The 4,397-nt window shown below is 62.1% G+C and carries 2 protein-coding genes and 2 pseudogenes; 2 read left to right on the plus strand and 2 right to left on the minus strand.

Annotated elements, in window-relative coordinates; all coding sequences use genetic code 11:
• Positions 1-215, plus strand: a 215-nt coding sequence (locus tag A3AG_RS30975) for an ATP-binding protein (RefSeq protein WP_018003667.1), incomplete at its 5' end; no start/stop codon positions are given.
• 127 nt (positions 216-342) lie between these two features.
• Positions 343-3,342: a beta propeller repeat protein gene (locus A3AG_RS0100330; RefSeq protein ID WP_012354652.1), complete on the plus strand. Its 3,000-nt coding sequence runs from the start codon at positions 343-345 to the stop codon at positions 3,340-3,342.
• A 409-nt stretch (positions 3,343-3,751) separates the two neighbouring features.
• Here A3AG_RS0100330 and A3AG_RS0100335 read toward each other — a convergent pair.
• Positions 3,752-4,096: pseudogene (locus tag A3AG_RS0100335) on the minus strand (Tn3 family transposase); the annotation flags it as partial.
• Positions 4,097-4,243: 147 nt separating this feature from the next.
• Positions 4,244-4,397: pseudogene (locus tag A3AG_RS33770) on the minus strand (IS5/IS1182 family transposase); the annotation flags it as partial.

Consider the following 4,397-nt stretch of genomic DNA (forward strand, 5'->3'; position numbering starts at 1 on the left):
AGCCGTTCTCAGGCTGGGACAACGTGTTCCCTGACCCCGGCATGACCATCGCCGCGATTGACCGACTCGTCCACCATTCGACGATCTTTGAAATGAACGTCGAAAGCTACCGTCGGCGCACCGCAAGCGACAAGCAGTCTGCTCGCCGACGACAATCATCCAGCGACAACGACAATCACCGCGACATCGATAACGGAGCGACAACCATGACCTAACACTCACCGACAATCATCCCGGCCAACCGGCCAAAATGATTGTCGCTGGACCGGCCGTCCTGCTTGACGCTATCTAACCTGGCCCACACAATTCTCCAACCCCGGCCCCCAGGGGCGCATCCCGTTCGTGAAGGTGAACGATCGCGACGGGCGCGCTTTCGATCTGTGGTTCGGAGACACTCAACTCTATCGAGCGGCCTGCGCGACGCCAACGAACACAGCGTCGACGGCGGCTCGTTGTCCCGCCAGTTCGGCGTGGGCAGCCGCGCAGACCGGGGCGCACTGGGACGTTGGTGACATTGCCTTCAATACGGCCAGCGGCCTCAACGCGTGCCCCGCCCTGTTCTCCAACGACGGCGGCATCTACTTCAACCAGCGCACGGGGGCAGACTGCCACGACCCGCGCTGGCAGCAGCAAACGACGACCGTCACCGCGCTATGGCTCTGGTCGATGGCCGGCAATGAACGCGCAGCGCAGGGCGAGAAAGGCGTCTACATCGGCCAGCAGGACTCTGGTGGCTTTGGCACGCGCGACGGCGGAAAAGCGACGCGGGACTGGAACAGCCCGACATGTTGCGATGTCTTTGATGTAGAAGCCGAAGCCGGTCGGGTGGTCTACACCGTCTGTCGCTTCAACGTGGCGCCCGCCACGCGCATGTTCCTCGACGGCGACGCGATGAGCAGCGGCACTGAAATCCAAACCTATCCGGCCGGCAGCCTCACAGGATTCAAGGACAACCGATCCCTGGTGAACTACGCCAGCAACAGCTATGCGGTGGTCACCAGCAGCGGTGTTTTTTTCACCTCCAACATCTCGAGCAATACGGTGACCTGGCGCACGCTGGGCACGGGCGCGCCAGCCAACGCCTGCGGCATCAACGTGTCCAGGCGCAACGATGGCACCTCGGTGTTCTACCTGCGCGCGGGCATCGGAGCGTGCAACCTGGGCGGCACGGGGTCGCTCTGGCGACACGAAGGTGCGACTTCGATCGGCGCCTGGGTGCAGGTGGCCCGCAATGGCAATAGTCAGTTCGGTGCGTTCGGGGTCGACCGTTCCGACTTCAACCACATCATCGCCAACGACCTTTCGGGGGCCTCACCCTCGATGGTGCGCACGATCGACGGTGGCGCCAATTGGGCAGTCGTTCCCGGCATCGACACACTGCTGACGGGCAACGGCGCATTCCTGGCCCGCGTCCAGCAGGGGTTTGGTGCGTTCGGTACCGGTAATGGCTATCCGCAGGCCTCGCTGGTTGCGATCAACCCGCGCAACCGCAGCGTGATCCTCATTGGTGGGCAAGACTCGGGCCTGTACCTGAGCGCAAATGGGGGAACGAGTTGGACGCCACTTACCGATCCAGTCAGCAACTCGACGCTGCGCCCACACATTTCCCGGCCGCTGTTTGCGCACTTTGAATCGCTAGGTAATGAACGGATGAATGTCTATGTCGGCGCGCGCGGCCGCGGCGTCTGGCGGGTGGGCGTGGACATCGAGAGCCGTTGGGCGGGCGCAATCTGGCGCTCGACCGGAGCCCCCTGCGTCGGCGACAGCTGCCCCGGATGGCAGATGCTGGATAACAACATCCGCACCGTGCAGATCGCCGCTGGCGGCGAGCGTCTCTACCAGTTGCACCTCGATGGCCGCATCTGGCGCTCGAACGGAACACCTTGCAACGTCGACAGCTGCCCCGGCTGGCAGATGTTCGATAATAACCCGAAGACGGTGGCGATCGCGGCCGGTGGCGCGGATCTCTATCAACTGCACAACGATGGCCGGATCTGGCGATCTACTGGCGTCGCGTGCTCGGGAGAAAACTGTCCGGGCTGGCAGCGGCTGGACAACAACCCGGCCACTGTAGCCATCGCCGCCAACGGCAACAAGCTCTACCAGCTCCACCGGGACGGCCGCATCTGGGAATGGACCGGCAGTCCGTGCAGAGGTGACAGTTGCCCGCACTGGCGCATGCTCGACAACAACCCGGCCACCGTGGCCATCCGGACCGCGGACGGTATGCTGTATCAGATGCATTTCAACGGCCGGATCTGGCGTTCGACGGGCCAAGCCTGTGCTGGCCAGAGTTGTCCGGGCTGGGTGCAGCTTGACAACAACCCCGCCACGGTCGACTTCAGTGCCAACGCAGGTGGCCTGTTCCAGCGGCACCGCAACGGATGGATCTGGCGCTCGAACGGCGCCGCATGCTCCGGTCAAAATTGCCCGGGCTGGGTGAGGATGGACAACAACCTCCATTCCACCGCTATTGCAGGCGGTGTCTACCAGATGCACCATGACGGACGCGTCTGGAGGTTCACCGGCTCGCCTTGCGCCGGCGAAGCTTGTCGAGGCTGGGACATGCTGGACAACAACCCGCGTACAAAGCTGGTGGCGGCAGCAGATGGCGAGAACGCCCTGCTGTATCAACTCCATGCGCCCAAACTGTTCCAACTGCATAACGACGGCGCGATATGGCAGTCAATCGGCGGGGCTTGCACCGGTGAGTCTTGTCCGTCATGGCAACGGCTTGACAACAATCCGAACACGAAGGCACTTGCCGCGAGCGGTGGCAGGTTGTATCAGCTGCACCGCGACGACCGCATCTGGCGATCGATCGGCCGACCCTGCACTGATGACATTTGTCTTGGCTGGGAGTTGCTCGACAACAACCCGAGCACGACCAAGATCGTCTCGTCTGCGGGCCAGCTCTTCCAGTTGCACAGCAACGGACAGGTGTGGCGCTTCACTGGCCAGGCCTGCAGCGGCGAGAGCTGTCCCGGCTGGGTGCGTCTCGATCAGAATTCGGCTACGCGCGACATTGTGGCGGGTGGTGGGCAGCTGTACCAACTGCACGACAACGGTCGGATTTGGCGTTGGACCGGCGTCAACTGCACGGGCGAGTCTTGTCCCGGTTGGATCATGCTCGACAACAACCCGCAAACCAGAAAGCTCGTCGCGGCTGGCGGACTGCTGCATCAGCTGCACGACAATGGTCGGATCTGGACGCACACCGGCGTACGGTGTTCCGGGCCGTCGTGCCCAGGATGGCAAATGATGGACAATGACCCGCGCACGGTCGACATCATTGCAGGGGGGCGCGAGTTGTATCAGCGTCACGACGATGGGCGAATCTGAGAGTCCACCGGCCAGAAATGCGCAGTTCAATCGTGTCCTGGATGGCGGCTGATGGACAATAATGGACACGCGCAAACGATTGCAGGTGCAGCTGGTGTGCTGTACCAGTTGCATGACGATGGAGCCATCTGGCGCAGCGATGGCAAGCCATGCAACGGACAGAGCTGTCCTGGCTGGGCGCGGCTTGACAACAACCCTAGAACTGGGACGATCCTCTCGGCTGAGGACTGAGCTAACACACCGAGGGGAGAAGGTTGTCGCGATAAGGAGGTAGTGCCAGCCGGGAGTCGCGGGGGTGCTAGGATTATGCGGCCAGCGAGCAAAGTTGCTCGGCAGCGGTCCGGGGTCCGGTCGTCTGCCCCCGTTTTGGCGCGGTCTCCATCAACCACTGCGCAAATCCATTGAACTATTCGCTCTTGTTCGTTGCGGCATGAATGGTGCGACGGAGTTCCGGGTCGTCCAGGTACTTCAGCAAGAACACCGTGCGGATGACGCGGCCCAGCTCCCGGAACGCAAAGTATAGCTTATTCTTCGTACTCTCCGAACCCAGCCGGCGCAGGATGGTCGACGGCGGCATCTTGCCGGCCTTGATCGAGACGGCAACCCGCATCATGTCGGGGTAGTGTCGTTGGATCAGGTCCCAGTCGATGGACCGGCGGCACAGGCGCTCGATATGGTCGTATCGGCGTCGTCGGTCCGCCTTGTACAGCACAAGGTTCTTGATATTGCGCATGCGAGGTATCAGGTTGATGCCTCTAGCAGGCTGCTGAAGTACTCATCGCGCTAGCGATGAGTTTTTCCCCGCAAGGCGGGGAGCGCTGTTTTTCACAATCCGGAAGCCGGACGTCACTGCCTCGGCTTTTTCCGCNTTTTGGCGCCCATTCCGGCCTCATTAGCGCGATTACTGCAACTGCGNACGGATTTGTCCCAGCGAGCGCATGCGCACGAGGTGGTAGGCGGCCATGCTCAGCACAAACATCTGATCGACTTTCTTCAGACCGCGCACCATCACCTGACGCATGCGCCCCACGGTCTTGACCCACCCGAAGCCCTGT

The sequence above is a fragment of the Cupriavidus neocaledonicus genome, from assembly GCF_000372525.1.
Lineage (GTDB): Bacteria > Pseudomonadota > Gammaproteobacteria > Burkholderiales > Burkholderiaceae > Cupriavidus > Cupriavidus neocaledonicus.